19 protein-coding genes are annotated in these 21,034 nt (G+C 71.1%); 12 read left to right on the forward strand and 7 right to left on the reverse strand.

Annotated features, from left to right (window positions below):
• Nucleotides 1-54: 54 nt before the first annotated feature.
• Nucleotides 55-1,941 (reverse strand): DUF6541 family protein, encoded by a 1,887-nt coding sequence (locus ACLJQM_RS00290; protein ID WP_410629553.1) that lies wholly within the window; start codon nt 1,939-1,941, stop codon nt 55-57.
• A 219-nt stretch (nt 1,942-2,160) separates the two neighbouring features.
• Between ACLJQM_RS00290 and ACLJQM_RS00295 the strand changes: the two genes are divergently transcribed.
• Genes ACLJQM_RS00295 through ACLJQM_RS00305 form a run of 3 tightly spaced genes read left to right on the forward strand, consistent with a single transcriptional unit; the run spans nt 2,161 to nt 5,999 of the window.
• Entirely contained in the window at nt 2,161-3,819 is a 1,659-nt protein-coding gene (locus tag ACLJQM_RS00295; RefSeq protein WP_410629555.1) for a hypothetical protein, read from the forward strand.
• A complete protein-coding gene (locus ACLJQM_RS00300) occupies nt 3,816-5,246 on the forward strand; it encodes a hypothetical protein (RefSeq protein WP_410629557.1) in 1,431 nt (476 codons plus the stop codon). The genes ACLJQM_RS00295 and ACLJQM_RS00300 overlap by 4 nt, the downstream gene beginning before the upstream one ends.
• 24 nt (nt 5,247-5,270) lie before the next feature.
• Nucleotides 5,271-5,999, forward strand: a complete 729-nt coding sequence (locus ACLJQM_RS00305) for a lysophospholipid acyltransferase family protein (protein WP_410629559.1) — start codon at nt 5,271-5,273, stop codon at nt 5,997-5,999.
• A gap of 22 nt (nt 6,000-6,021) precedes the next feature.
• Here ACLJQM_RS00305 and ACLJQM_RS00310 read toward each other — a convergent pair whose 3' ends face one another.
• Nucleotides 6,022-6,822, reverse strand: coding sequence for an HAD family hydrolase (locus ACLJQM_RS00310; RefSeq protein WP_247025408.1), 801 nt, complete (start codon nt 6,820-6,822; stop codon nt 6,022-6,024).
• A 152-nt stretch (nt 6,823-6,974) separates the two neighbouring features.
• On the opposite strand from ACLJQM_RS00310, the gene ACLJQM_RS00315 reads away from it, so the two are divergent.
• Nucleotides 6,975-7,856, forward strand: coding sequence for an LLM class flavin-dependent oxidoreductase (locus ACLJQM_RS00315; protein WP_247015865.1), 882 nt, complete (start codon nt 6,975-6,977; stop codon nt 7,854-7,856).
• A 138-nt stretch (nt 7,857-7,994) separates the two neighbouring features.
• Here the strand turns inward: ACLJQM_RS00315 and ACLJQM_RS00320 are convergent, their stop codons facing one another.
• Complete coding sequence (locus ACLJQM_RS00320; RefSeq protein ID WP_410629562.1) at nt 7,995-10,004, reverse strand: DUF6541 family protein; 2,010 nt, start codon at nt 10,002-10,004, stop codon at nt 7,995-7,997.
• A 79-nt stretch (nt 10,005-10,083) separates the two neighbouring features.
• Here ACLJQM_RS00320 and glf point away from each other — a divergent pair, with 79 nt between their 5' ends.
• The 6 genes from glf to ACLJQM_RS00350 all read left to right on the forward strand — a co-directional run bounded on the left by glf (nt 10,084) and on the right by ACLJQM_RS00350 (nt 15,260).
• The gene (glf, locus tag ACLJQM_RS00325; protein WP_360774938.1) at nt 10,084-11,307 is read left to right on the forward strand and encodes a UDP-galactopyranose mutase; all 1,224 of its coding nucleotides are present in this window, start codon (nt 10,084-10,086) and stop codon (nt 11,305-11,307) included.
• Nucleotides 11,300-11,818 carry a phosphatase PAP2 family protein gene (locus ACLJQM_RS00330; RefSeq protein ID WP_360774935.1) on the forward strand — a complete coding sequence of 173 codons (519 nt, stop codon included), beginning with the start codon at nt 11,300-11,302 and terminating at the stop codon, nt 11,816-11,818. The genes glf and ACLJQM_RS00330 overlap by 8 nt, the downstream gene beginning before the upstream one ends.
• Nucleotides 11,815-12,774 carry a decaprenyl-phosphate phosphoribosyltransferase gene (locus ACLJQM_RS00335; protein ID WP_410629565.1) on the forward strand — a complete coding sequence of 320 codons (960 nt, stop codon included), beginning with the start codon at nt 11,815-11,817 and terminating at the stop codon, nt 12,772-12,774. Before ACLJQM_RS00330 ends, ACLJQM_RS00335 begins: the two co-directional genes overlap by 4 nt.
• A 110-nt stretch (nt 12,775-12,884) precedes the next feature.
• Nucleotides 12,885-13,223 (forward strand): hypothetical protein, encoded by a 339-nt coding sequence (locus tag ACLJQM_RS00340; RefSeq protein ID WP_410629567.1) that lies wholly within the window; start codon nt 12,885-12,887, stop codon nt 13,221-13,223.
• Between the two features lie 189 nt (nt 13,224-13,412).
• Nucleotides 13,413-13,646: a hypothetical protein gene (locus ACLJQM_RS00345; RefSeq protein WP_410629569.1), complete on the forward strand. Its 234-nt coding sequence runs from the start codon at nt 13,413-13,415 to the stop codon at nt 13,644-13,646.
• A gap of 78 nt (nt 13,647-13,724) precedes the next feature.
• Entirely contained in the window at nt 13,725-15,260 is a 1,536-nt protein-coding gene (locus tag ACLJQM_RS00350) for a hypothetical protein (protein ID WP_410629571.1), read from the forward strand.
• On the opposite strand, the gene ACLJQM_RS00355 is transcribed toward ACLJQM_RS00350, so the two are convergent.
• The 3 genes from ACLJQM_RS00355 to ACLJQM_RS00365 form a co-directional block, all read right to left on the reverse strand.
• Nucleotides 15,238-15,852, reverse strand: coding sequence for a VC0807 family protein (locus tag ACLJQM_RS00355; protein WP_410629573.1), 615 nt, complete (start codon nt 15,850-15,852; stop codon nt 15,238-15,240). The genes ACLJQM_RS00350 and ACLJQM_RS00355 overlap by 23 nt on opposite strands.
• Nucleotides 15,853-15,941: 89 nt before the next feature.
• Nucleotides 15,942-16,697 carry a decaprenylphospho-beta-D-erythro-pentofuranosid-2-ulose 2-reductase gene (locus ACLJQM_RS00360; protein ID WP_247015848.1) on the reverse strand — a complete coding sequence of 252 codons (756 nt, stop codon included), beginning with the start codon at nt 16,695-16,697 and terminating at the stop codon, nt 15,942-15,944.
• Entirely contained in the window at nt 16,694-18,064 is a 1,371-nt protein-coding gene (locus tag ACLJQM_RS00365; RefSeq protein WP_360774923.1) for an FAD-binding oxidoreductase, read from the reverse strand. Before ACLJQM_RS00365 ends, ACLJQM_RS00360 begins: the two co-directional genes overlap by 4 nt.
• A 179-nt stretch (nt 18,065-18,243) precedes the next feature.
• Here ACLJQM_RS00365 and ACLJQM_RS00370 point away from each other — a divergent pair, with 179 nt between their 5' ends.
• Both ACLJQM_RS00370 and ACLJQM_RS00375 read left to right on the forward strand, forming a co-directional pair.
• Nucleotides 18,244-18,714 (forward strand): GtrA family protein, encoded by a 471-nt coding sequence (locus ACLJQM_RS00370; RefSeq protein WP_169735160.1) that lies wholly within the window; start codon nt 18,244-18,246, stop codon nt 18,712-18,714.
• Between the two features lie 8 nt (nt 18,715-18,722).
• Nucleotides 18,723-20,642 (forward strand): glycosyltransferase, encoded by a 1,920-nt coding sequence (locus ACLJQM_RS00375; protein WP_247015842.1) that lies wholly within the window; start codon nt 18,723-18,725, stop codon nt 20,640-20,642.
• A gap of 54 nt (nt 20,643-20,696) precedes the next feature.
• On the opposite strand, the gene ACLJQM_RS00380 is transcribed toward ACLJQM_RS00375, so the two are convergent.
• Nucleotides 20,697-20,942, reverse strand: coding sequence for a hypothetical protein (locus tag ACLJQM_RS00380; protein ID WP_247015840.1), 246 nt, complete (start codon nt 20,940-20,942; stop codon nt 20,697-20,699).
• Between the last annotated feature and the right edge of the window lie 92 nt (nt 20,943-21,034).

Genomic DNA, 21,034 nt, shown 5'->3' on the forward strand with positions numbered 1-21,034 from the left:
GTTGCCCACAGGTTGTCCACAGGGCTTACGCACATGTGGACAACTCGGCCCGCATCACCCCACGAGCCGGTAGATCACCGCGTCCGGGTTGTGGAAAGCCTCCTTCAGGAACGGCTCGCCCGCCAATCCGATCAGCCCGGCCTGATAAGGCTTTCCGGGCTCGGTCGAGGGTTTGCCGAGAATCACCCAATGGATGTTCAACCGCCGGACCGCGGCCCGCACGCCGGGGTCGCTCTCGTAATCGCGAAAGCGGTCCGCGAGCAACCGCGCGTCCGCCGGTGGCAAAGTTTCGTCGAAATGCCCGGCGACCGTGCGAATACCCGACAACGCATAAGTCCACGCTGTTCCGTCGAAGCGGTCGTTCATCGCCCATTCACCGGGCGCGGCCAGTTCGCCGAGCTTCTCCATCGCGGCCACCTCGCCGGGCGTCGTGCGCAGCTTCGCCGGGTCCGCCGCCTGGTAACCGGTGTACACGCGGGCGCCGTTGGAGCGGACGTACAGCCCGTTCGACAGCCCCGCGAACCCGAGCAGCACCACCACCGCCACGGCGGCCGCCGGGATCCGGGCGGGCAGCCGGTCGCGCAGCCACGCCTGCGTCGACGCCAGACCGTGCGCGGCCAGCACGGACAAGGGGATCGCCGCCATCGAGAAGAAGCGGTACGGGTCGTCCCACCAGGGCCGGGACAGGGCCATCACGATCGGGGCGTTCGACGACGCGACCGCGATGTACGCCAGGCCCGTCACCGCCGCCGTCAGGCCGATCCAGCGCAGCGCGCCCGCCCGCGCGAAGAACACGATCCCCAGGAACAGCGCCACCGACAGCCACACCTGCGGGTGCGGCTCGAAGTGCTGGAACCCCAGCAGCGCCCCCAGCGCCGTCGACGCGCGGTACTCGCTCGGCCAGCCGTAGTACGGCACCGCGCCCCTCGCCAGGCCCAGCGCGCCGGACAGCTGCAGCCACGCCACCACCAGCGACACCAGCGCGATCGGCAGCAGCGCGAGCAGGTCGCGGCCGATCCGGCGCCACCCCGTGAGCCAGCGCTGCACCAGCAGCGGCCCGGCGAACAGGATCCCGCCGAACAGCGTCGACGAGTGGACGCACAGCAGGCCCACCGCGGCCAGCACCAGCACGAACCCCGTGTCGAGCGCGGCCCGCTCCAGGTACCGGTGCAGCGCCACCGCGCCCAGCGGCGTCAGCGCCACCCCCAGCGCGAACGGCAGCAGCGGGCCGCGGTCCATCGACTCGTAGACGCCCATCACCGGCGCCACCGCCGTCAGCGCCACCGCGCCGGCCAGCACCGCGCGGCCGCGGAACTGCCGCACCAGCGTCACCAGCGACAGTGCGAGCAGGCCCGGCAGCAGCACGGTGTTCGCGTCCAGCGTCTCCGGGATCGACGCCTCGCTCAGCCGGTGGGTCACCGACGCCAGCAGGTGGTAGGCGTTCGGGTAGAACACCGGCGCCGCGTCGCCGTACCAGTTCACGTGGCCGGTGCCGAACAGGCCGCCGTCGCCGGTGTCGGCGATGTAGCGGACCGCGTTGCCGTGGTAAACCGCGTCGAACCCCTGCGGCAGCGCGCCCAGCGCGCCCATCCCGAGCAATGCGGCGGACAGGCCGGTGGCGGCCGCGACGAGCAGGCACGCCACGACCGCGAAGTGCCCGCTGCGCGCCCACAGGCCGGGCTCGGGCTCCGGCGGCCGGCGCTGCACCGCCAGCTTCCTGATCCCGAACGCGACCGCGGCGAAAACGACGGTGGAAAGCGCGTAGGTCAACGGGTTGAAGGGCAATCCCAGCGCCGCGGTCCAGGGTCCGGTCAGCCCGCCGATCGCGTAGCTCAGCAAGGGCGCCAGCCCGGCCAGGGCCCAGCCGCGCAAACCGACGGCGAGACCGATCACCAGTCCCGGGACGGCGATGACGACAATGGCGGTACTGACGGAAAGCACGCGTGAGAGTAAGCCGCCGAAGATCGGGCGGCGGGCGCGGGGTGAGGCCGCTGATCAGCCAATTTCACGACGTTACTTGGACTGTCGTGATCGCCACTCGATCGGGTTATATTGGCGGAGGTAATTTCCTGATTGACTAACGCGCAGTAAGCGATCTTCGGTTTTTTCGGGTGCACGGGACAACTCGGGGAAAACGCGGAGACGACGTGAGGGGGACGGGTGGTCTACGCGGTCGTGGTGGCGTGGCTCGTCCTCGCCGCGATCGTGGTCCTCTCCTGGGCCCGCCTCGACGCCGAGCGCGGCTGGCGCGGCACGGTCCTCGCGCTCACCCTCGGGCTCTCGCTGCTGCACCAGCTGCTGTTCGCGACCGTCACCGAGGACGCGCTGGTGTCCTTCCGGTACGCGCAGAACATCGCCGACGGCAACGGCCCCGTCTTCAACCCCGGCGAACGCGTCGAGGGCTACACGAACTTCTTCTGGCTGGTGCTGATCGCCCTGCCGCGCGCGGCGTTCGGCGCGGACGTCCACACCGCCGCCGTCGTGTTCGGGGTCGTCTCGGCGCTCGGCTGCGTGCTGCTCGCGTACTTCCTGGTCAACCGGATCGTCGCCGCGGCCACGCCGGCGGGCACCGAGCCGCGCGCCGCGCTCGGCGTCGCCGCCGCGGTGCTCACGGCGAGCGCGGGCGGCCTGGCCGTCTACGGGCCGTCCGGCTCCGAGGTCCCGCTCTTCGTGCTGATCGTCCTCGCCGTCGGCTACTCGCTCGCCGCGCGCCGCCCGGTCGTGGCCGGGGTGCTGGTCGCGTTCGCTGTGATGACCAGCCCGGAAGGGCTCGTCGTGGCCGTGCTGGCCGGGCTCTGGCTGGCCGGTGCCGCCGCGAAGAAGCAGCACAGCTGGTGGGCGCCGGCCGGCTACCTGCTCGGCGCGCTGGTGTTCCTGATCCCGCGGCTGGCCTGGCGGATGACGTTCTACCAGCACTACCTGCCCGCGCCGCTGGCCGCGAAGCTCGGTGCCGGGTTCGACGCGACGGTCGGCACCGGCTGGCCGTACCTGTCCGGGTTCGCGCTGGCCCACCAGGGCTTCCTGCTGCTCGGGCTGGTCGCCGCGGTCGCGCTCCTGCTGCGGCGCGGCTCGGCCGGCGAGGCGCGGGCCCTGATCTGGCTCCTGTTCGCGACGGCGCTCGCGCTCGCGGCCGCGGCGGTGCTGATCGGCGGGGACCCCGGCCCGTCGTGGCGGCTGCTCGCCCCGGTGCCACCGCTGCTCGCTGTCGCGTCCGTCGCCACCTACGGCGTGCTCACCGCGGACGTCGAGGCCAGGCCGGCGCCGTCGCCGAAGTCGTGGCCCGTCGCGACCCGGCTGGTCCCGGTGACCGCGTGCGGGCTGGCCGGGATCGCGGTACTTGTGTCGGTGTTCAGCCCCGAAATGCTCGACCGCGTGCGCGACTGGCGCGCGAACGGCACCCAGCTCGCCGAGATCGGCGGCTGGCTCGGCGAGTACCTGCCGCCCGGGTCCGTGGTCAGCGGCGCCGCGCCCGGCGCGCTCGCCGAACACGGCAGCCAGCTGCTCATCATCGACGTCCTCGGCCGCACCGACGACCACATCGCCCGCGAAGGGCGCCACGAAGACGGCGTCTCGACCGACTACGACTACGTCGTCAACGGCCGCCGCCCGACCGTCGCCGTGCCGGGCGACGGCGGCTACGCCGACCGCCAGCACTGCGCCATCGACCCGGTCTACGCGGGCCAGTACCAGGTTGCGACGTTCCGCCGCGTCGGCACGCCGTACTGGGTCGCCGTGTACCCGCGCGCCGAACAGGCGAAGTCCGTGGTCGCCGACCTCGACAAGGGCCCGGACTTCCGCTACGTACCCTGTCCTACGTGAAGCTCGAGGCCCCGGAGCGGCGGCTGCCCGCCGAAGCGAGGCTCGGGGCCGGGGTGTTCGGCGCGTCGCTCGCCCTGTTCGTGCTGCGGTTCCTGGTGCCGAGGCCGATCGCGATGTCCAACAACGGCGACGGTGGCCGCGTGCTCTGCGGCGCCGGGATCACCTGGAAGGGCCTGCCCGAGCCGTTCGTCCACCTCGCCTACACGCCCGCGCCGGGGACGCCGCCGTGCCGGCCGACGTACCTGCTGACGCAGAGCTGGCTCGCGGAGCTGGCCGTCCGGATCGGCCGGCTGACCGGCCTGCACGGGACGCTGAGCCTGGTCGTGCTGGGCCTGCTGAGCAGCGTCATCGCCGCGGCCGCCGTGACCGCGATCGTGCTCGGCCTGCCCTACGCCCGGCGCGTCCGGCTGACGGTCGCGGCCGGGCTCCTGCTGGTCGTCGCCGACTCGGCGTTCTTCGGGTACTTCGCCGCGATCCTCGGTGAGGGCGCGGCCTTCCTCGGCCTGCTGCTCGCCGTCGGCGGTCTCCTGCTGACCGCGCGCGAAGGCTGGTGGAGCTACGCGGGCATGGCGGTCACGTTCGCCGGCGGCGTCCTGGCGGTCAACGCCAAGGTGCAGACGCTGATCATCCTGCCGATCCTCGCGCTCGCGGTGCTGCTGGTCCGGCCGGGGACGCTGCGCGGGGCCAAGCGGTGGGCGGCCGCCGTGCTCGTCATCGGCGCCGTCGGCGTCGTGACGCTCTCGGCGCAGCGGAGCGTCGAACCCGCGCTCGCCCCCGACGGCACGTACACCGAGTTCCCCGGGGACGATTCGCGCGAGATCAACATGTTCAACTCGATCTTCCTCAACATCGTCGACGGCGAACACGACACCCAGGCCGACCTGGCCGCGCTCGGCCTGCCGCCGTCGTTCGCGCAGTACGCGGGCAACGGCTGGTGGCACCCGCACCCGGCCCGGATCGACCCGCTCTACCCGCGCTACCGCGAGCTGATGAGCCGGCCGAACGTCCTCGGCTACTTCGCGAGCCACCCGGGCCGGACCCTCGAAGTCCTGAACCGGGCCGCGACCGACCAGCTGACCGCCCGGCCGGACTACCTCGGCAGCTTCGACCAGGACGCCGGCTTCGCGCCGCACGCGCAGGAGCACCGGGTGCCGGTCGTGTCGTGGCTGACCGGCCTGCTCGCCCCGCTCGGGCTGTTCGCGCTGGCGCCGATCTGGCTGTTCGTGCTGCTCCGGGCCTGGTTCCACCGACGAAGTCCGCTCGGTGTGGTGCTGGCTTTCCTGCTCGCCGTGTCGCTGACGCAGTTCGGGACCGCGGCGCTGGGCGACGGCATCGAAGGCGTCAAGCACCAGTCGGTCGCGCTGTTCACGCTCCTGCTGGCCGTGGTACTGGCCGTGTGTCCTTCACCGCTGAACAGCCGCGCGTAACCTACGGTCGCGTAACCTGGCGCGATGGCCGACTTCGTGTACCCGCCCGTGATCGCCGCGGCCCGGACGATGTTCCGCGTGCTCGACAACCGCATCCGGGTCGAGGGCGCGGAGCACATCCCGCGCCGCGGCGGCGCGGTCATCGCGTGCAACCACGTCAGCTACCTGGACTTCATCTTCTGCGGCCTCGGCGCGCGCCCGGCCAAGCGGCTGACGCGGTTCATGGCGAAGAAGGAGATCTTCGACAACAAGATCGCCGGGCCGCTGATGCGCGGGATGCACCACATCTCGGTGGACCGCTCCGCCGGTCTCGCCTCCTACCGCGAGGCGCTCGAAAAGCTGCAGGCCGGCGAGGTCGTCGGCGTCTTCCCGGAAGCGACGATCAGCCGGTCGTTCACCGTCAAGGAGATCAAGTCGGGCGCCGTCCGGATGGCCGCGGCGGCGAACGTCCCGGTCATCCCGATGGCGCTGTGGGGCACCCAGCGGCTCTGGACGAAGGGCCGCCCCAAGGACCTGACCCGGCGGCACGTGCCGGTCTCGATCCTCATCGGCGAGCCGATGCACCCGGCCAAGGGCGACGACTGGGACGTCGTCACGAAGGAGCTGCGCACCCGGATGAGCGCGCTGCTCGAACGGGCCCAGGCCGACTACCCGGACCAGCCCGCGTCCGACGAGGAACGCTGGTGGCTGCCCGCCCACCTGGGCGGCACGGCACCGACCCCGGCCGAAGCGGCCGAGCTCGACCGCCGCTGACACCGGACCCCCGCCAGACGGGTCAGAACCAGCGCTCGAGCACCTGCGCGACGCCGTCTTCGCCGGCCGGGCCGGTGACCTCGTCGGCCACCGCGAGCACCTGCGGGTGCCCGTTCTCCATCGCGACGCCGTGGCCGGCCCAGCGCAGCATCTCGACGTCGTTCGGCATGTCGCCGAACGCGATCACCCGCTCCGGGTCGACGTCCAGGCGGCGCGCGAGGTCGGCCAGCCCGGTCGCCTTCGTGATGCCGTGCGCCGACAGCTCGACCAGGCCGCCGGACGACGAGTACGTGACGTCGACCTCGCGGTCGAACAGCGCGTTCACCGCGTCGGCCATCTCCTCGGACGCCATCCCGCGGTGGCTGACCAGCAGCTTGATCGCCGGGTGCCCGAGCACCTCGGCCCGCGGCGCGGTCCGGCCCTCACCGTCGCCCCACGGGTTGTGGTAGTCCGGCTCGATCACGAAGTTGCGCATGTCGTGGTCGACGGCGCCGGTGGCGACGCGCTCGCTGGCCAGCCGGCAGCCGGGCAGCGCCTTGTCGAGGGCGTGCGCGATGTCGTGCAGCAGCGTGGGCGCGAGCAGGCCGTGCACCTCGAGGATCTCCTCGCGGCCGCAGTCGTAGAGCACGGCGCCGTTCGCGCACACGGCGTAGCCGGTCAGCTCGAGCGGTTTCGCGACCGGGGCGATCCACCGCGGCGGCCGGCCGCTGGCCAGCACGAACGGCACGCCCGCCTCGATCGCCCGCCGGACGGTCGCGATGGTGCGGGCGCTGAGCGTTTCGGAGGGGCCGAGCAGGGTGCCGTCGACGTCGGACGCGATCAACTGGGGTCTCTCCACCCCGCCATTGTCCCTGACACGTTCGGGTGGGGCCCCGCCCGTCCGTGCGACTGTCGGTGGTTACCGCTAGCCTCCGCCTTCCTCCCCACCGCCACCCTCAATGGGGAAGCTTCGCTTCACTGTTACTTTTCGGAACTGTGCGAGTAGGCATCGTCATTCTTCCGGAAGATCGTTGGTGGGCCGCCGAGCCGAAGTGGCGCGCGGCCGAGGAGTACGGCTTCGACCACGCGTGGACGTACGACCACCTGGGCTGGCGCAACCTGGTCGACGGCCCGTGGTTCGCCGCGGTCCCGACCCTGACCGCGGCGGCGATGGTGACGTCCCGCATCCGGCTCGGCACGTTCGTGGCGTCGCCGGTCGCCCGGCACCCCGTGCCGTTCACCCGCGAACTGATCACCCTCGACGACGTTTCCGACGGCCGGTTCGTCCTCGGCGTCGGCGCGGGCGTCGACCACCTGCACTACGACGGCGCGGTCCTCGGCGCCCCCGAGCTGACCACGAAGCAGCGTGCGGACCGCTTCACCGAGTTCGTCGAAGCGCTCGACGGGCTGCTCATGACCGACAAGTTCGACTTCGACGGCGAGTACTACCGCGCCCGCGAGGCCCGCAACCTGCCGGGCCCGGTCCAGCGCCCCCGCCTCCCGTTCGTGGTGGCGGCGAACGGCCCGCGCACGATGACGCTGGCGGCGCGCTTCGGCGCCGGCTGGGTGACGACGGGCAAGGGCGGCGCGACGGTCGACGAGTGGTGGGCGGGCATCAAGGAACTCACCGAGCTCTTCGACCGGCGCTTGGACGCGGTGGGCCGCGACCGGGCGAGCATCCAGCGGCACCTGAGCCTGGACTCGTCCCCGGTGTTCTCGCTGAGCAGCGTGGAGGCGTTCCGCGACGCGGTGGGCCGCGCGGGCGAGCTGGGCTTCACCGACGTGATCTCGCACTGGCCGCGCTCGTCGACCCCGTACGAGGGCCGCGAGGCCGTGCTGGAACAGGTGGCGAGCGACGTCCTGCCGGAGCTGCACTAGGCCGTCCGGGTGACTTCCGGGTGATCGGGAAACCGATTGCCGCCCCTCAGGCGTCCTTGTTTGCAGACGTCCGAGATCACCCCGGGGGTTCGGGGGCCCTCGTGGCCGCGGCTGGGGGGCCGCGGCCACGAGGGCGTTCTACTTCACGATCCGGTAGATCACGGCGCCCGCGTTCCGGTACACCGGCTGCACGAAGTCGTGCCCGTCCAGGTGCTGCAGGCCCCGGGCGATCGGGGTGTCGCGGCGGATCGTGCCGCTGCCCACCAGTACGTAGTGGATGTTCAGCCGCCGGATCGCCGCGCGCGCTTCGGGGTCGGTGTCGTAGTCCGCGAAGTGCTCGGCCAGGTACACCGCGTCCTTGGGCGCAACACCGGCGTCGTAGTGGCCGGCCACCGGGTGCACGCCGGTCAGCGCGTACATCCAGGCCGTGCCGTCGAGCCGGTCGTTGAGCACCTTCTGGTCGGCGGGGATGCCGAGCGTGCCCAGCTTCTCCATCGCCTCGATCTCGTCCGCGCTCACCGGCGGGACCACCTCGCCGGGCAGGCCGTTGTAGTAGAGCAGCGACACCGTCTTGGCGTTGGCCGCCCGGTAGAACCCGCCGGTCAGCACGCCCATCGCGACGACCAGCAGCACCGCCGACGCCAGCCCGACCCGGCCGGTCAGCCACGGCCGCGCCCGCACCCACGCGCGGCTCCCGGCGGCCTTCGCCAGCCACCGCTGCGCCTCGCTCATGCCGTGCGCCGCGAGCAGGCACAGCGGGATCGCGGCCAGCGCCATCAGCCGGAATCGGTCGTTCCACCAGGGCCGCGACAGGCTGATCACCCAGTCCTCGCCGCCGAAGCAGGCGACGACCACGAACAGCGCGGACAGCCCCAACGTCGAAAGCAGCAGCCAGCGCATCCGCCGCAGCGCACCCAGCGTCAGGACGCCGATCGCGAGGAACACCGTCAGCCAGATCTGGGGGACCGGCAGCACCTGCTTGAACGTCGCCAGCATGGCCAGCGCCTTCCACACCGGCATGTGCGAGCCCCAGGCGTGGTACGGGTACGACCCCGACGTGAAGCCGATCGCGCCGAGGATCATCGGCGCGGCCAGCAGCCCGGCCGCGACCATCACCGGCAGCATCCGCAGGACGTCGCCGCCGACCACCCGCCAGGCCCGCCGTCCCTCGGCGACGCCGTCGACGCGCCGGCCGCGCAGCGACCGGTACCAGCGCTGCACCACCAGCGGGAACGCGAACAGGATCGCGCCGAACAACGCGCTCGAGTGCGCGGCGAGCAGGCCGGTCGCGCTCAGCGCCAGCACGGCGCCGGTGTCGACGCCCGGCCGCACGACGAACCGCTGCAGCGCGACCACCGCCAGCGGCGTCAGCACGATGCCGAGCGCGAACGGCAGCAGCCCGCTCGACACCGACTCGTACGCCCCGGTCGTCGCGCCGCCCGCGACCAGCGCCGCGCTGCCGGCGAACACCGCGCGGCCGCCGAGCTGGCGCACCAGCGCGACCATGGCCAGCGCGAACAGCCCGGCGATCGGCATCGTCACGGCGTTGAGCGTGACCGGGATCGACGTCCCGGACAGCTGGTAGACCAGCGCCCCGACCAGGTGGTACGCGTTCGGGTAGAAGGAGCCGTCGGGGTACCAGTTGACGGTTCCCATGCCGGTCAGCGAGCCGTCGCCGGTCTCGGCGATGTAGCGGATGCCGTTCGCGTGGAACACGGTGTCCCAGCGCTGGAACACCGCGGTCGTCCCGCCGCGGCCGGAGACCACGACGGCGATCGAGACGGCGGTCGCGATCGCGACGCAGGCGCCGACGGCCAGGTGCGCGCGGCGCGTCCACGGCACCGGCGGCTCCTCCGCGCCCGGCGTCGACCAGCCGCGCGCGGCGAACAGCCGGCGCAGGCCGAAGAGCACGGCGGCGAGCAGCAGGGTGACGGCGGCGACGCTCGGCGGGCCGTAGGGGACGTGCGCGATGGCGAGCCACGGACCGGCGAGGCCGGTGATGGCGTAGCTGAGCAGCGGCGCGAGCCCGGCCAAGGCCCAGCCGCGCAGGCCGGCGGCCCACCCGACGACCCCGCCGGGGACCGCCAGCACGGCCAGGTAGGTGACCACCGCGGCGAAGTAACTCCAGAAGTCCTCGGGTGCAGGCACTGCTTTCCAGGTGTGTCGTAGGCCGAAATGTGATAGTCGGGTGCGGGCCGGGTCAGCGACCTGCGTACCCTCGACGCCCGTGAGCGCGCACACGAACCCCGCACAGATTACTGAAGCCGATTTCGCAGGCTACGACCTCGTCGTCGTCGGGTCCGGTTTCTTCGGCCTGACCGTCGCCGAACGGGCCGCGGCCGAGCTGGGCAAGAAGGTCCTCATCCTGGAGCGCCGGAGCCACCTCGGCGGCAACGCCTACTCCGAGGCCGAGCCCGAGACCGGGATCGAGGTGCACAAGTACGGCGCGCACCTGTTCCACACCTCGAACAAGCGCGTCTGGGAGTACGTGAACCGGTTCACCGAGTTCACCAACTACCAGCACCGCGTGTTCGCGCGGGTCAAGGACCAGGTCTACTCGTTCCCGATGAACCTGGCCCTGATCAACCAGTTCTTCGGCAAGTCCCACACGCCGGACGAGGCGCGCGAGCTGATCGCCAAGCAGTCGTCCGAGTTCGAGACCGCCTCCGCGCAGAACCTCGAGGAGAAGGCGATCTCGCTGGTCGGCCGCCCCCTCTACGAGGCCTTCATCCGCGGGTACACCGCGAAGCAGTGGGAGAACGACCCCAAGAACCTGGGCGAGAACATCATCACGCGCCTGCCGGTCCGCTACAACTTCGACAACCGGTACTTCAACGACACCTACGAGGGCCTGCCCGTCAACGGGTACACCGCGTGGCTCGAGAAGATGGCCGAGCACGAGAACATCGAGATCCGGCTGAACGTCGACTACTTCGACGTCCGCGAGCACATCCCGGCCGGCACGCCGACCGTCTACACCGGTCCGCTGGACCGCTACTTCGGCTACTCGGCGGGCCGGTTCACCTGGCGCACCGTCGACTTCGAGTCCGAGGTCGCGGAGACCGGCGACTTCCAGGGCACCTCGGTCGTCAACTACAACGACCAGGAAGTGCCCTACACCCGCATCATCGAGTTCCGCCACTTCCACCCGGAGCGGGACTACCCGAAGGACAAGACGGTCATCTTCCGCGAGTACTCGCGCTTCGCGACCGAGGAAGACGAGCCGTACTACCCGATCAACACGCCGGAGAACCGCGAGAAGCTCGAGGCCTACCGCGAGCTGGCCAAGACCGAGGCGCGCGAGCGCAACGTCCTGTTCGGCGGCCGGCTGGGCACCTACAAGTACCTCGACATGCACATGGCCATCGGCTCGGCGCTGTCGGCGTTCGACAACAAGATCGCCCCGCACCTGACCGACGGCGCGCCGCTCGACGGGTCCCTCGATGCTTGAGAAGGGCGCCCCGACGGGCGAGGTCGCTGTCCTTTCGAAGGCGCAGGGCTTTCTGAAGAGTGACGTTTCGGTGAAAGCCGCGCGCGGCATGTCCCACTTCGGTGAGCACGCCATCGGCTGGTTCAGCATCGGCCTGATCGGTGCCGCGGTCGACAAGGAGCGCCGCAAGGACTGGCTGGTCGCGGCGGCGGGTGTCGTCGGCGCGCACGCCGCGTCCATCGCGGTGAAACGCGTGGTCAGGCGCCCGCGACCGGACCACCCGAGCGTCGAGGTACTGGTCGGCACGCCCAGCAAGCTGAGCTTCCCGTCGTCGCACGCGACGTCCACTACGGCGGCGGCGGTGCTCTACTCCGGATTGACCGGGCGTAACCTGGTGCCCGCCCTGGTACCGCCGATGCTCGCCTCGCGGCTCGTGCTCGGCGTTCACTATCCGACAGACGTTTTGGCCGGTGCAGCTCTCGGGGGGCTCGTCGGTGGTCTGATACGACGGAAGCTGAAGAAGAATCCATGAGCGAAACGACCGAGCAGCGCTCCAGTGAAGAAACGGCCGTGACTCCGGAGGCTCCGGAGACCACCGCGTCCCGCGGCCGGTTCGGCCTGGTCGGCGGCGTCATCAAGACGGCGCGGCCGCGCCAGTGGGTGAAGAACGTCCTGGTCTTCGCGGCCCCGTTCTTCGCGTTCTCGAAGTCGACCGACCGCACCGGTCTCCTGATCGACGCGCTCATCGCCTTCGTGGCCTTCTCCCTGACGGCGAGCTCGGTCTACCTGATCAACGACGCCATCGACGTCGAGGCCGACCGGGCCCACCCGACCAAGCGCAACCGGCCGATCGCGGCCGGCCTCGTGCCGGTCCCCGTCGCGTACGGGGCCGCGGTCGTGTTCTTCCTGGCCGGCCTCGGCGTGTCGTTCTTCGCGAGCTGGCAGCTGGCGGTCGTGCTGGCGGTCTACGAAGCCGTCCAGCTCGGCTACTGCTTCGGCCTCAAGCACCAGCCGGTGGTCGACCTGGCCATCGTCGGCTCGGGCTTCCTGATGCGCTCGATCGCCGGTGGTGTGGCGGGCGGCATCGCGTTGTCCCAGTGGTTCCTGCTGGTCACGGCGTTCGGCTCGCTGTTCATGGTCGCGGGCAAGCGCTACGCGGAGATCATGCTGTTCGAGCGCACGGGCGCGAAGATCCGCTCGTCGCTGAAGAAGTATTCGGCCAGCTACCTGCGGTTCGTCTGGGCGACGTCGGCGGCGATCCTGATCATGTCGTACTGCCTGTGGGCGTTCGAGATCCGCCAGACCGAGCACAACTCGGTGTGGGCGCTGATCTCGATGGTCCCGTTCGTGGTGGCGGTGCTGCGGTACGCGGTGGACGTCGACGGCGGCATCGCGGGCGAGCCCGAGGAGATCGCGCTCAAGGACCGCATCCTGCAGGTCCTCGGCGCGACCTGGGTGATCACGCTGTTCCTGGCGTTCTACCTGTGACTTCTCATGGCGGATCGACAGGTTCGTTTCAGCTGACGCACAGCTGACCGGCGCACCCTGAGGTGGTGGGGGCGGGCACTGCGCCCGTCCCCGTGACCACAGGAGCGACGATGAACGACCAGCCGCGCGAGGAGAAGGCCCCGCAGGGAGCCGACCAGCCCACCGTCGAGCAGCCGACGACCCCGGCGGCGGCCGACCAGCCCACGACGACGACCCCGGCCGCACCCAGCGAGCCCCCAGCGGCCGAAGGTGGCACGGCGCAGGTCCCGCCCGCCGCTCCAGCGGCCGAAAGCGGCATGGCGCCGGCCCCGCCCGCCGCTCCGGCGTCCGGCCAGCCCGCGACCCCGGCGGCCGATGGCGGCACAGCGCCGGCTCAGCCCGCCGCCGCAGCCCCGGCGCCCGGCCCGCAAGCCCCCGCTGCCGAGCAGACCGCGGTCCTCGGCCAGTAGGCTCCGGCCGCCGGCCAGCAGGCTCCGCCCGCCGGATCCACCCAGCAGGCGCCGCCCACCCCTCAGCTCTCCCAGCCCGGCCCCGGCCAGTCCTACGGCGCCTGGGGCCCGCCCCAGGCCGCTCCCCGCCAGTCCGGTGGCTTCCGGCGGTTCGTCGGGCACCGCGCCACGCAGCTCGTCGCGGTCGGCGTGCTCGGGCTGCTGGTCGGCGGCGGCATCGTCGGCGGGATCGCCGCCGCGAGCCACCACGGCCCCCGCGACGGCCGTCCCGGCATCCACCGCCAGTACAACGGCCCCGGCGGCGGCAACCACGACGGCCGCCCGGGCTTCCGCGGCGGCCAAGGCCAAGGCGGCAACCAAGGCGGCAACCAAGGCGGCAACCAGGGCGGCAACCAAGGCCAGGGCAGCGGCGACGGCATCTGATCACCTGGGAATGTGGCCTGCACCACCGGCCTCCCACTCAGATCACGGAAGTATCACGGGCGGGGTACGGTATCCCGGATGCGAAGCGCCTCCGCAGAACTCGCCAAAGCCGCCGGTGCGCTGCCGTCGGCCGTGCCCGTCGCCCGTTCGTGGGCTCTCCCGGTGGGCGCCGCCGCGGCTTCGGCCCTCGTGTTCGCCCTGGTCAGCCACCACCTGATCGATGACACCTACATCACGCTGTCCTACGCGAAGAACCTCGCCTTCCACGCGCACTGGGGCCTGATCGAGCAGGGGACGGCGAACACCGCGACGTCCCCGCTGAACGTCCTGGCCCTCGGCGCGGTCACGTTCGTCGTCCGCGACGCCATCCTCGCCGCCGGGATCGTCTTCGTCGTCGCGCAGGTCCTGCTCGTGCTGGGCCTGCGCCGGCTCGGCGAGCGCACCGGGCTGCCGCCCGCCTTCGCGCCGCTGACCTTCGCGTTGCTGCTGGTCAACCCGCTGCTGCTGTCGTCGATCGGGCTGGAGGTCGCGCTCGGCGCCACCGGCGTCGTCTGGGCTCTCGTCCACGCGGGCGAGCGCCACGCGGGACGGCTGGGCGTCGTGATCGGACTGCTCGCGCTCGTCCGGATCGACCTGCTGCTGATCGCGGCGGTGCTGTTCGCCGCCCGCCGCGACTTCTGGGTGGGCATCTGGCGCACGACGTTCTCGGCGCTCGCCGTGATGCTCCCGTGGTTCGGCTTCAGCTGGCTCGTGCTCGGCTCGGCCGTGCCGGACACGCTCGTCATCAAGATCAGCCAGCAGTCGTGGGGACCGTTCAGCTTCACGAACGGCCCGCTGCTCTACTTGCGCAACTTCCCGGCGGCGGCCGCGCTGTCGTTCCTGCCACTGCTGCTCGCCGCGGCGGCCGGGGCCGGCTGGATCGTCCTGTACCGCCGCGGCTCCCGGACCGCCCGCCGGCTGACGCCGTTCGCCGCGCTCGCCGTCGCGGGAGCGCTGCACTACGTCGCGTACAGCCGGCTGGGCGTTCCGCCGTACCACTGGTACTACGCGCCCAGCATCATCGGCGCGACTGTCTTCCTGGCCGCCGTCGCCTCGGCGGTGCCGGAGCACGTGCGCCGCGGGACGTGGACGGCCGCCGCCGCGGTGGTCGCGGCCGGCGTCGCGGTGTACGCGGTGCCGGGCCTGCCGCGCCAGTTCGCGCCCATCGCCAGCAACCACGCGTCGACGACGGAGTACCGCGAGATCGGCCAGGAGCTCGCGGCGATCGCGCACGGCCGCAAGGTGGAGACCGCGGGCGAGGTGGGCGCGCTGGCCTACGCGTGCGACTGTGAGCTCGTCGACGAGTTCTCCGACCGCGGCGCGGTCGACCCGGCGATCACCGAGACGAAGCGCCGCAGCGGCGAGGTCGGGCGGGCGCTGCTGGAAGCCAACTTCCACAACTTCGACCACAGCGTCGCGCCGATCAGCCCGGACCTGGTCCTGGCCACGACCCGCCGCGCGCCCCCGCCGGCCGCGTTGGCGAGCTGGCGGATCGACTCGCCGTGGGTGGGCAGCCAGAACCTGTACCTGGTGCCCGCCCACGCGGTGGCGCTTACGCGTTCACCGTCCGGTTGACGCCCATCCGCTGCCTCGTGAACTTCACCCCGAGCACCACGGCCACGACGGTCAGCGCGGTCTCGAGGAACGGCACGACGTCCACCGGCAGCGTGAACGCCATCACGACGACGGCGCAGGCCAGCAGGACGCACCCGGCGCCCCACCACAGCGTCGCCGAACGCCACCGCTGCCGGAACGCGGAGGAGCGGCCCCACAGCTGTTCGAGCTCGCCGGCGCGCTCGGGCCGGAAGGTGCAGGCGACCCGGAACAGCAGCGGGCGCCGCCCGACGAGCAGGCTCCCCAGCAGCGCCACGCCGAGTGGCAGCGTGATCCACGCGCTGCGGACGAGCAGCAGCCGGGCGTCACCGGAGAACACCGCCACCGCGCAGTTGATCAGCAGCACGGTCAGCACGAACGCGCTGACCGGGTCGATCCGCCGGTGCCGGGCCAGGACGTACCCGGTGCGCAGCACCGGTGGCACCGCACCGACCAGCAGCGCCCACAACGCGTCGACGCCGAAGAAACGCAGGACGTAGTACAGGGCCATCGGGAGCGCGACGTCGCGGAGGAGCATCGTGAGCCCGGCGCGTTTGCTGTTCGTGGTCGTCATGGTGACAGTCTGTTTCGACGACCACGACGGCACATCGGCGTCCGGACCGGGCCCGGATGGAGTTCCGGGTCAACCCCCGGGTGGACGCGCTAGATCGGGAGCTTGCGGAAGATCGGCCGCGGCACGTGCCGCAGCGCCGACATCACCAGGCGGAACTGCGCCGGCGCCCACACGAGGTCCTTGCCCGCCCGCGCGGCCGAGACGGCGGTCTCCGCCACCTGCTCGGCGGTCTGCGCCAGGGGAGCGTCCTTCAGGCCCTCGGTCATCTTCGTCTTGACGTGGCCCGGCCGGACGACCGTCACCTGCACGCCGGACGGCGCCAGCGCCTCGCCCAGACCCAGGTAGAAGCCGTCGAAACCGGCCTTCGTGGAGCCGTAGACGAAGTTGGACCGCCGGACGCGCTCGCCGGCCACCGACGACAGCGCGATCACCGTGCCGTGGCCCTGCGCCTTGAGCTTCTCCGACAGCGCGACGCCGACCGACACCGCGGCTGTGTAGTTCACGGTCGCCAGCTCGACGGCCTTCGCGTGGTCCTGCCAGACCTCTTCCGGGTCGCCGAGCAGGCCGAACGCCACGACGGCCACGTCGATGTCGCCGCCCTCGAACGCCTTGGCCAGCACGCCCGGGTGCGACGCCGTGTCCTTGGCGTCGAAGTCCACAGTGGACACCTCGGCGCCGCGGTCCTTCAGGCGCTGCGCGGCCGCGTCCAGCCGGGGCGACGGGCGCGCGGCCAGCACGACCCGCAGGGGCTTCTCGGCCAGGTACTTCTCGGCGATCGCCAGCGCGATGTCGGAGGTGCCGCCGAGCAGGAGCAGGGATTGGGGGTTGCCCACCGCGTCGATCACAGTTCGAGCCTCCGGCTCATGTCAGAGGCGAAAACGCCTTCGGGGTCAACGGAAGCGCGGATCTTGCGCCATTCTTCGAGCCGCGGGTACATCTTCGCGAACGTCTCGGGCGTGGTGCGCGAGTCCTTCGCGGTGTACAGCCGCCCGCCCAGCTCCAGGACGTCTTCGTCGAGCTCCTGGCAGAAGCGGCCGAGGCCCTGCTTGATCGGGAAGTCGACGCAGACCATCCAGCCCGGGTGCGGGAACGACAGCGGCGCCGCGTTGCCCTCGCCCATCCGCTTGAAGACGTTGAGGAAGGACACGTGCCCCGACTCGGCGATCTTCCGGACGATCTTGCGCAGCGGCTCGTGCGCGTTCAGCGGCGTCGAGAACTGGTACTGCAGGAAACCCTTGGAGCCGTAGGCGCGGTTCCACTCGCCGAACATGTCCAGCGGGTGGTAGAAGGCCGTGAGGTTCTGGATGACGCCGCGGGCTTCCTTCGGCGTCTTCCGGTAGTACAGCTCGCCGATCCCGCCGAAGGTCAGCTTGTTGGCCAGGCCGTTCGGGAAGATGTCCGGCAGGGTCGCCAGCTGCGGGGCGTCGAACTTGAGCGGGTTCGCGCGCAGCTTGGGGGGCAGTTCGTCCAGTTTGGCCAGCGACCCGCGGCCGAAGGCGGCGCGGCCCAGCTTCGAGCCGGTCGAGATCGTGTCGAACCACGCCGACGAGTACGTGTACTTGTCGTCGGAGCCGTTGCTGACCAGCTCGAGCGTCTCGTCGAGGTTGTTCGTGCGCTCGTTGTCCGCGAGGAAGTACGCGGTCTCCGTCTTGGTCATCCGGATCTTCGCCCGGACGATGATCCCGGTCAGGCCGATGCCGGCGACGGTCGCCCAGAACAGCTCGGCTTCCGGGCCCTCCGGCGTCAGCGTGCGGATCCGGCCGTCGGCGGTGATCAGGTCCATCGACACGACGTGGTTGCCGAAGCTGCCCGCGCTGTGGTGGTTCTTGCCGTGGATGTCGTTGGCGATCGCGCCGCCGATCGTCACCTGGCGGGTGCCCGGGAGCACCGGGACCCACAGACCGTGCGGCAGCGCCTCGCGCATCAGCTGGTCGAGGCTGACACCGGCGTCGAGGTCGACCAGCGCGGTGTCCGGGTCGATCGAGTGGATGCGGTTCAGCGCGGTCATGTCGACGACCAGGCCGCCCGCGTTCTGCGCCGGGTCGCCGTAGGAGCGGCCGAGGCCGCGCGCGATGACACCGCGCTCGCCGGCCCGCGTCACGGCGCGGGCGATGGCTTCGACGTCCGCGGTGCTCAGGACGTCGGCGGTGGTCGGGGCCGTCCGCGCCCAGCCCGTGAGCGTGCGTCGCTGTGTCTCGGGTACGTGGGTCACCCGTTCAGTAAACCAGCGGCGCGAAGCGCCTCCGATGAGGGTGGTGGCGGGGGCATGGATGGAGTAGCCACGCCGAAGGACGCCCGGAACGTGACCCTGAAGTGCTCGCTTCTACACTTTGCGCATCAAGGCACAAGCGCCCGCGCGGGTGACCATGACTCAGGCAACGAGGTAAAGCAGTGGTGGCGACCGATCCGCAAGCCGACATCGCAGCTGCTCAGCCGTCCAGTATCGGACTGCTCGGGCAGCTCATTCGCTTCGCCCTGATCGGTGGCTTCTGCGCCCTGGTCGACCTGGGCACGTACACGCTGCTGACCCAGGTGGCAGGCATGGCCACTTCACCGTGGGTCGACGTCGCCCGCGCTATCTCTTTCATCGTGGGCACGACCACGGCGTTCTTCCTGAACCGGAAGTTCACCTTCTCCGGCGGGCGCCGTGACGGGAAGGCGCAGGTCGGCTCGTTCGTCCTGCTCTACACCGTGACGTTCTTCGTCGCGGTCGGGGTGAACCAGCTGATGCTGCAGGTTCTGCCGGAGTCCGCGTGGCAGCACACACTGTGCTGGGCCGTGTCGCAGGCAACCGCCACGGTGATCAATTTCGTGATGCTCAAGTGGGTCGTCTTCCGCGAGCCGTCGACCGAGGAGAACTGAGGAACTCAATGCCCGGTAAAACAGCCACCCCGGCGCCGACCACCCAAGCCGGCGCGGCCGCCGAGACGCGGTTCACCGAGCACACTCCGCAGGGTCGCCTGACGGCGCAGCGCGGGCTCTACGCCGGCCCCGCGCCGATCGTCAGCAAGGACCTGTACGCCGAGCTCGAGTGGGGCTCGGCCGTGCGGGAACGTGCGGCCATCTCGCTCGAGCCCGCCTCCAAGGTGTCGGGCAACACGTACTTCGGCCGGTTCCCGGCCAGCTACTGGCAGCGCTGGACGGACGTGTCCGAGGTCTCCGTCGAGGCCGTCGTGACCGGCACCGGCCTGCTGTCCATGGGCGCGTCCGACGTCGAGGGCGAACCCCGCGTGATCGAGGCCGAGCAGGTCGCCGACGCCAAGCAGGCGAAGGTGACGCTGACCGGCAAGCTCGACAAGTTCTACGACGGCGGCGCGCTCTGGCTCGACCTCGAAACCGAGGGCGGCCAGACGCTGCGCGTCGAGCAGGTCCGCTGGACGGTCGAGGCCCCGGAGAAGATCCGCCCGACCGCGGTGACCATCTGCACGATGAACCGCGCCGACGACTGCCTGAAGAACCTCCAGGCGCTCGCCGCGGACGTCTCCTCGCTGGAGACCCTGGACGCCATCTACGTCGCCGACCAGGGCACCGACCTCGTCGAGTCCCGCGAAGGCTTCGAGCAGGTCGCGAAGGACCTCGCCGACAAGCTGCACTACATCAAGCAGCCGAACCTCGGCGGCGCCGGCGGCTTCACCCGCGGCCTCTTCGAGGTCGCCGGGCACACCGCGACCGAGCACGCGAACGTCCTGTTCATGGACGACGACGTCCTGCTCGAGCCGGACCTGGTGATCCGGATGACGGCGTTCTCGAACCGCGCCGCCAACCCGATCATCGTCGGCGGCCAGATGCTCAACCTGTTCCACCCGAACCAGCTGCACGTCGGCGCCGAGTACGCCCGGCTCAACACCCTCGAGCCCGGCCAGCCGGTCGAGCACTCGCTGTCGACGGCGGACCTGCTCGGCGTGGACGAGGAGACGCTGAAGCCGAACCGCCAGGAGCGCCGCCTCGACGCCGGCTACAACGGCTGGTGGTCGTGCCTGATCCCCTACGAGGTCGTCCAGGCGACCGGCTACCCGCTGCCGTTCTTCTTCCAGTGGGACGACGCCGAGTACTCCTACCGGGCCCGCGCGCACGGCTTCCCGACCGTCACCCTGCCGGGTGCGGGCGTGTGGCACGCGGACTTCCACATGAAGGACTGGGACGAGTGGCACCGGTACTTCAACCTGCGCAACTCGATCATCACCGCCGCGCTGCACTCGCCGTTCAACCTGAACCTGCTCTCGCGGGTGCTGCTCGCGCAGCTGGTGCGCTACCTGCTCGGCATGCAGTACGGCCTGTCGGCCACGCTGATCAAGGCCGTCGAGGACTTCCTCGAGGGCCCGGAGGTCCTGCGTGACGGCGGCGTCGAGGCGATGAAGGAGATCCGCCGGATCCGCGACCAGTACCCGGAGACCAAGCGCCACAAGGCGACCGACGTCCCGGGCATCGCGTCCAACGACATCGGCATCATCAACAGCGCGCCGCGGCCCAGCATGCAGCGCCTGGTGCTGATCAAGCGCGTGCTCGACCGGGTGCTCGGCCGCAGCCGCTTCGGCCTCGGCGCGGTGCCGATCGACGAGGCGAACTGGTGGCACATCGCCCTGTTCGACACGGCGGTCGTGACGGACGCGAACCAGGAAGGCGTCCGCGTCCGGTCCTACGACAAGGTCAAGATGTTCGACCTGGCCAAGCGCGGCGCGAAGGTCGTCCAGCGGCTCCGCAAGGAAGGCGCGGCGGTGCAGGAGCAGTACAAGCGCGCCATGCCCGAGCTGACCTCGCGCGAGAACTGGAAGCGCCTGTACAAGCTCTGAGTCCGCTTACTTCGGCGAAGGCCGTCTCACACTCGTGAGGCGGCCTTCGCCGTTTCAGCCGTGGATGCCGAAGACGGTGTTCTTGCGGGTGAGGTCGTCGACGTACGCGGCGGCCACGTGGGCGAAGTTGATCGCGACTTCGGAGTGGTCCTTGGTGGTCACCGTCTCGACGGCGCCGGTCTTCACGAGCTGGGCGAGCTTGCCCGCCAGCTTCCCGGATTCTTCGGTCGTCAGCGCGAACAGCAGCGGTTGCCCGCCGGTGGCGAGGTGCAGCACGAGTGCGGGTTTCGGGTCGGCCATGCGTCCATCGGACCAGCGGCGATCTTCACGCGGCAAGCGGGTTCGCTGAGGGCGGAGCACCCGGTGGCGGTACCGTTCCCCGAGATCGGAAG

The organism is Amycolatopsis sp. cmx-4-83, from assembly GCF_046548815.1.
Taxonomy (GTDB): domain Bacteria; phylum Actinomycetota; class Actinomycetes; order Mycobacteriales; family Pseudonocardiaceae; genus Amycolatopsis; species Amycolatopsis pretoriensis_A.

Coding starts and splice junctions, on each gene's coding strand:
- ACLJQM_RS00330 (WP_360774935.1), top strand. CDS start 11,300: ATGCTTGAGAAGGGCGCCCCGACGGGCGAGGTCGCTGTCCTTTCGAAG.
- ACLJQM_RS00305 (WP_410629559.1), top strand. CDS start 5,271: ATGGCCGACTTCGTGTACCCGCCCGTGATCGCCGCGGCCCGGACGATG.
- ACLJQM_RS00380 (WP_247015840.1), bottom strand. CDS start 20,942: ATGGCCGACCCGAAACCCGCACTCGTGCTGCACCTCGCCACCGGCGGG.
- ACLJQM_RS00335 (WP_410629565.1), top strand. CDS start 11,815: ATGAGCGAAACGACCGAGCAGCGCTCCAGTGAAGAAACGGCCGTGACT.
- ACLJQM_RS00340 (WP_410629567.1), top strand. CDS start 12,885: ATGAACGACCAGCCGCGCGAGGAGAAGGCCCCGCAGGGAGCCGACCAG.
- ACLJQM_RS00355 (WP_410629573.1), bottom strand. CDS start 15,852: ATGACGACCACGAACAGCAAACGCGCCGGGCTCACGATGCTCCTCCGC.
- ACLJQM_RS00375 (WP_247015842.1), top strand. CDS start 18,723: ATGCCCGGTAAAACAGCCACCCCGGCGCCGACCACCCAAGCCGGCGCG.
- ACLJQM_RS00350 (WP_410629571.1), top strand. CDS start 13,725: ATGCGAAGCGCCTCCGCAGAACTCGCCAAAGCCGCCGGTGCGCTGCCG.